Genomic DNA, 6,228 nt, shown 5'->3' with positions numbered 1-6,228 from the left:
TGCCGCAGCCGTTCGATCTGCCGGTCCAGATTGCCTGCGTCAGCCTGCTTTTTAGTGGATACCCTGGCATAGAGCACAACTGATTCCTGCCCGTCAGTCAACTGACCGGACTGCAGTAGCCTGTTAAGTTCGTCCATAGAGTACCGGCGCTGGCCTCCAGGCAGACGGACGGGCTTGATTAAACCGCGCTTCTCCCAGTTGCGCAAGCTGTTCGGATGAACGCCCAATTTCTTTGCCGCTTTACTGATGGTTAATAGTTCCATAATTTTATGATAACTGTTTTGTTATATTTTATCAATATTTGTTGGCCTGTTGGTAACTGCTACAAACCTCCTAAACAATTTTCCCGTTCTCGTCAAATGAAAGCCCGTTGACTTTTCTCAGAAATTGCAGTATCATAACTTTGGACGTGAGTTTCGGACAGCATACACGTATCTGTGGGAATACGGTTTAAGTAGCTGTCCAACCTGGCACGTCCGCCGAAGGTGTGAGTGAGTGAAGGCTTACACGTTAATACAAATGATATTCCTTGTGGTGTAAGTGAAACCTATACCTGAAAATATGAGGCTTAAGGTTTAGGTGATTAAGCCTTCACAACTGGCACACCCCTCAAAAAAAACCGACCGCCTGTCCGAAAAGACAAGCGGTTTTCGTTTTTCTCTAACCGACCAGCTTTTCCACTACGCTCACGGGCAGCGTGGCGATCCACTCGTCCAGCCTGTCGCCAGCCAGCGCCAGCCGCACCAGGTCGTCCAGTGCCGCGTAGTCCAGGCGGCCGTCCCTGGTCTGCGGCCTGAACTCGTCAGCACCGACAACCTGCAGCCACCTCTGAAACCCGGATGCGGGACGGTCCCAGTTGAACCACATTACGGCTACCCGCCCGTGCTCCGGCTTCGGAGAATTTTCACCTGCCAGCGGGTGCGTATTGTCTCCACCGTCGGTGAGCACTACCCACAGGTCCGCATCGGAAGCAATATCAGCGGCCTTATTTAAGCCAGCACCGATGGACGTGCCGCCATTTGCCGTCAACATAGAAAACGTGCCTTTCCAGTCGGGACGGCCGTCTTTGCCGATTTCCGGTGTGATCTGGTACGCTTTCGTGTCGAACCTGACGGCCTTTACGACAGCGCCCTGATCCGCAAAGTACGCTGCGAGCTGTCCGGCTGCTCTGATAGCTTCATCCATTGAACCGGACTTGTCCACGATCAAGCATGTTTCCTTCGCGGTCAGGTCAACTTGAGAATTACCATAGAGCCTTTCCCGTTTCTTCGCCTCAACTTCTTCCAGTATGCCGGCCAGCCCGGGGTCAATACCGGCCGCAAATTCCCTTACCCGCCGGATGTCCGCCGGGGCCACCCGATTGTCCCCAACCGCCTTTCTCAGCACGCCCACGACGGTATCAAATACCGCCGGGTCCTTCAGCACGCCAGAACGGGTCAGCTTGTTCAGCCGGGCCATCACCTGTTTCGGCGTGGCGTACTTCAGCACTGCTGCGGCTATCTCCGGCCTGGTTATGTCCGCGCACCCTTCCACGAAGAGCAGCGGCAGTTTCGTTTTCTCCAGCAGCCTTCCAGCCGCTCCGTAATCCCCGCTGTCAACCAGCCTTGCAAATTCCCGTGCCGTCTTCAGCCGCGGCCATTCCTTACTGTCCCATGCCTTTCTGTCCCGCAGGACAGCCATGTACTCGCTGTCCACAGACGCATTGGTGTACTCTATCAGGGCTTTTAAACTTTTGCTGTCCGCAAGCACCCTGTTTTCCCATTCGCCGTCCGCCATCTGCAGGCGGTCAACGTACTTTTGAGCAGCGTTGTTGACGTGCCGTCTGGCCCGGGGCGAAAACATCCTGCTCGCCCTGACGGTCTCCAGGGCATTCCGAACGTCCATTCCGAAGAACTGCCGCTGGCCCAGCAGCCGGGCCACTCTCCACCAGGGGACCGTTTCCGGACACGTCAGCAGCGCCGCCGCTACGGCAACCTTGTTGTCCCTGCCGGTCAAAAACGGCTGGCTTTCGGGTGGGTAACCGCCGGCAAGCAGCGCCAGCGCCAGAAAGTCCCGGCCCATCTTCTCCCGCATCTTTTGGTACTGCGGGATTACTTCTTTGAGGTTTCCATGCGGGACGACGGACATGACCTGCTTGAAAACCACAGGAGTTTCTTCTTTTTTAACCTGGCCGCCGAATACGTTTTCGGCTTCAGCGAGCATTTCTCTTTCCACTTCGGTCAATAGTTCGTCAAATACAGCCAAATCAAATCACCCTTTCTGGAAAATTCGGGAGAATTTCTTCCCTAAACGGATTACCAGCTCCTTTTCTCTTTCGACCGGTATCCGAGCAGTTTCCCTGCCGCACCCAGCGACAACAACCCAAACAATGGACAAACAGAGCGCCAGAAATTCTTCCACCGCCGCAAAGTCGTTCGTCCCGTTCCACAGCCGGAATTCCACTGTGCCGTGGAAATGGATGCTGGCAAGGTTGAGCGTCCGCCGTCTGTCCAGGCAGAATTCCATATCCCGTATGGCCGAAGCGACGGCAAAACAGTGACTCTCCGTCCACTCCGAGGCATATATTCTGCGTGCTACCGCAACCGGGCGGACAGCCAGAATATCTTTTTCCATCGCGGCCCACAACCTGGACAGCCGGGCAAAAAACTGTTTGTTTCTGTGCTCGTGTGGGACTTCCACGTGGATGTGCAACCCAGTCGGCGGGTTGCCTTCCGGGTTGACGGTTATGGCCGAGAAAAACTTTCTCAGCGCGGCCCTGTGTTTTGACCACTCTAGTAGCGTTACCGGCCCCAGGCGGTATTCGAGAACCGCGCCGCCGTGGTCGGTCCCTCGTGCCCCCAGCGGGCAGGCCTCCGGCCCGGAGACAGCCTCGACTTCCATACCGAACCGCATTCGGGAAAGGTATAATGTAGCGGTTCCATTTCTGGTCTTTTCCGGCATTTCCAGCACCTGCCCGGAAATTTCCATTGTAAAATACAAGCTGATATTCTACAGACTTAGTTGTTCGAGAAACTCCCTTACCTTATCGGTATACACCACCATACCGTTTCGCACAACGTTGAATATCCACTCAGTGGCTTCTTCTATTGTTTCGAATGTCGGCACCAAACCCCTATAAAAGAAACCTTCTTTTATATCGTGCGCATCATATTCTACATAGTCGCTGACAATGTAATCCCCGTCCTCACCGTTATCTATCAAGTAGTCGCACCATCGGTCGAAAACATCACATTTTTCATCCAGCTCATGCCAGTCGCACCGCTCAGGTATGCTCTCCACGTCGGGTATGACTGCGATACCGTTGCAATACGGGTGCCTCAAACATATCCTCACATCGATTCCGTCTATCATCCCAAGCCACCACTTCAAGCGCTGCGACGTGAATCTTTCTTTTGTTGTTGCAGGCTCAAAACTTGAACGAAGCAGTCCGAGTTCTAAAGCGCAGTACTTGTCCTGAAGCAGTTGATGGATCGGCTTGACTGAAAGCTTACCGCGAAGTGCATAGGTCGGCCACCCAAACACATTACCCAAGTATTTGACGCCATTAAAGAGGTTCTCTATCCATTCGCCACCTTCCAGGAGGATCTCGTAGACCGCCCATTCTTCGTTGGTACAGGTCCTGCGCAACCTCTCTTTTATATCTCCCCAAGCGTTATTGTTGTGAACGAAACCAGAATACGCCCGGCAGCTGCTCTGCCTGAACTCCGCGCCACAGCCGCATTTCTTTCCACCGGTGGCCTCCCGCCAGCCGATTCTTACATTACAGTAGGGGCAGATCCAGCTCTTTTTCTCTATTTCTTGAACAATTTCTTTGAAGCACTTGCGCAGTTCCTCAATTCTCCCTTCCAGGAAGGTCACTCCCCATGGATAAATACCTACCTTGATGATGCAGTGTTTTTTACCGGACCGGACAACCTCAAACAATTCCCATTCAAAACCTTTTTCCGTCACCTCTTCGTCCAGCGCTTTTTCAAGTGCACATACCAGTCTCTCCCATTCTTCTGCGCTTTTCTTCTGGACCTCTTCCCGTCGCTTTACGGCCAGTTTTCGCAGATACTCAGCGCGGAGTTCTATTTCACTCCAGGGCAGCTCACCAAATAACGATTCAAACCTTTTCCTGGCAGCTCCCATCTTCGCTGGTTTTCTTAGGGCCAGCAACTTCGCTACCGTTTCAGTCAAAAGCTCGTCTTTCGTAAGGTCCAGAAATTTTTCAGCCTCGGTAAAACAGGTGTTGCAGATGTAGAACCTGACACCATCTTTGTCTAATACTGTCGTGTCTTTTCTAATGTTACCGCAGGAAACGCATTCGCGCGCTTTCCTGGATATTAAGACAAAACCCCCTTTCCCTGAAGGGGACTCGGCCTTACTCCCGAAAACGTATCAGAATTGTGGACTATATTGCTTCTTGTCACTGGCCCCGCAAAGCAATCAGTACAAACCACTGTTCTTCCACATTTCTCGCAGGGGCCGCAACTCTTCGGACCTACCAGCTCAACCCAACAGCCGGAAACGTTTTGACAGAATTCCCGGCAGCAGTCGGAACAAACGAACATTACCCGTACCCCCTCAAAAAACCGGTGCTTACCCAGCCTTCTCCAGCCTCTCTTTCAACTTCTCCACCGCTTCCCGGAACGCACCCAACCCCGCCGACGGGCAGATAATCATCGGTATGCCCAACCGCTGAGCTTCTTCTTTAGCTGGCGTGAATACCTTGTGCTTGCAGTAGGCAGTCACCGCGATCACTACATCGGAAGAGCGCACGGCCTGCTTCACAACTGAAGCGTCCTCGATCCCGCAAACAAAGTTCATGTGTCCACCGTATTCCAGCACTATTTCCTTGTACCCCTCCCGGTGGCCCTCATCGCCGATGACGCACACGGTAAGGCCGGAAAGGTGCTGCCTGATGTACCTGGCGAGAATGCTCCTCAGCAGGTCCACTTCGTTCCTCAACCTGCAGATCTCCATCTCGTATTCCTTGGACGCCTCGGCAAACTGTCTCTGCGCTTCCTCAAATTCGGCTTTTACCTTTTCGTACATCTCCCTGTAGAGGTCACTCTCGATCGCTTTTTCGGCCACCTTCTCCGGTACACGCGCCAGCTTGCCGCGCAGCCTTTCGATCTCCTGCCGGTAGGAAAATGTCTTCTCATCGACCTCGCGCCTTATAGCCTGCTCCACCCGGTCGCCTTTCAACCTGCGGATAGCATACAGCCGCGCCATCGCTTCGTAACGGATCTTGTGGTACTCGATCTCCTCTTCGGTAAAATACGGCTGGCCAGGCAGGGAAGCGGCGAACCCGTCTTTTCCTAGGTATTTCGCCAGCGCCCAGACTACGTGCGGGGGCATCCCCCTGCGCCACGCCTCTTCTACAGCCGCCGGCGGTTCCGCCTCGAAAACTTCGGACAGCACGTCCGCAATCGCGGCAACCACCCTGTCCCCGACCTGGAACCAGCGCGACATCACGTACGCAGTAACTTCAAACGGTCCCTTCCGCCTCACCTTCCCTGGCAGCTTCATCGTTGATGAAAGAAACTTGATCTGGGTCTCCTTGCCGATCTTTCCCAGTATGCCTACAGCTATCTCAGTGGCCACAAAACCGTAGAAGTCCCGCTCAAAGTCCAGGTGAACTTCTCCTGCCCCGACCTTCCTACAGTACGCCCTCAGCCGCTCCAGCCTCTGCCTGTACAGTTCCAGGTTCATTAAAACCCCCCCTTCTTTTTACATCCGCCTGCGCGTTCCCGCAGGCAGATTTGACCGTATCCGGTTGACCCGAACCCCTGAACCATTACGGCAAACTGATGTCTTCGGTTTAACGTCAGCCGTTTTGCGAAACCTGTTCAACTCCCCCCGGAATCTGAGCTCGCACAAAAGCTCGTCATACTTTTTCAGTAAGTGGCAAATCAACAAACTCATCTCCCTGAAACCGGTATCTGGGTTTTACGATACCTGTCAATTCTCACTTTGATTTAGCCCAACCCCTGCCCATTTTCGCAGATTGAACAATCTGCAACTATTTCCGATACCAGAATAATCTGCAACTGCTTCGCAAATTGTGCTGGTATTTCAGGTCAGTCAGTCCGTCTATTCACCAGAATATGACAACCAGTGACTGACCCCTTTTCTTCCGGCTGTGGAACAGGTAGAATATTTGCTGGAAGTGACCGCCATGCAGCAGATATTTTACACGCCTGTACCGCCGGAAGAATACGCCCGCCTGGGCAAAGATTTTCC

5 protein-coding genes are annotated in these 6,228 nt (G+C 53.4%); all 5 read right to left on the bottom strand.

Annotated elements, in window-relative coordinates; genetic code table 11:
* Positions 1 to 227: MerR family DNA-binding transcriptional regulator (locus BUB44_RS14650; protein WP_242655974.1), on the bottom strand; the 227-nt coding region annotated here is incomplete at its 3' end.
* A 433-nt stretch (positions 228 to 660) separates the two neighbouring features.
* On the bottom strand, positions 661 to 2,244 hold the full coding sequence (locus tag BUB44_RS14645) for a vWA domain-containing protein (RefSeq protein WP_073167687.1): 1,584 nt from the start codon (positions 2,242 to 2,244) through the stop codon (positions 661 to 663).
* A gap of 6 nt (positions 2,245 to 2,250) precedes the next feature.
* On the bottom strand, positions 2,251 to 2,940 hold the full coding sequence (locus BUB44_RS14640; RefSeq protein WP_131821650.1) for an amidoligase family protein: 690 nt from the start codon (positions 2,938 to 2,940) through the stop codon (positions 2,251 to 2,253).
* 48 nt (positions 2,941 to 2,988) lie between these two features.
* Positions 2,989 to 4,179, bottom strand: a complete 1,191-nt coding sequence (locus BUB44_RS14635) for a hypothetical protein (RefSeq protein WP_073167682.1) — start codon at positions 4,177 to 4,179, stop codon at positions 2,989 to 2,991.
* 402 nt (positions 4,180 to 4,581) lie between these two features.
* Positions 4,582 to 5,697 (bottom strand): DUF2325 domain-containing protein, encoded by a 1,116-nt coding sequence (locus BUB44_RS14630; protein WP_073167679.1) that lies wholly within the window; start codon positions 5,695 to 5,697, stop codon positions 4,582 to 4,584.
* Between the last annotated feature and the right edge of the window lie 531 nt (positions 5,698 to 6,228).

The sequence above is a fragment of the Desulfofundulus australicus DSM 11792 genome (genome assembly GCF_900129285.1).
Lineage (GTDB): Bacteria > Bacillota > Desulfotomaculia > Desulfotomaculales > Desulfovirgulaceae > Desulfofundulus > Desulfofundulus australicus.
Note: the sequence above shows the minus strand (reverse complement) of the source record. Positions and strands in the feature narration are given on the sequence as shown.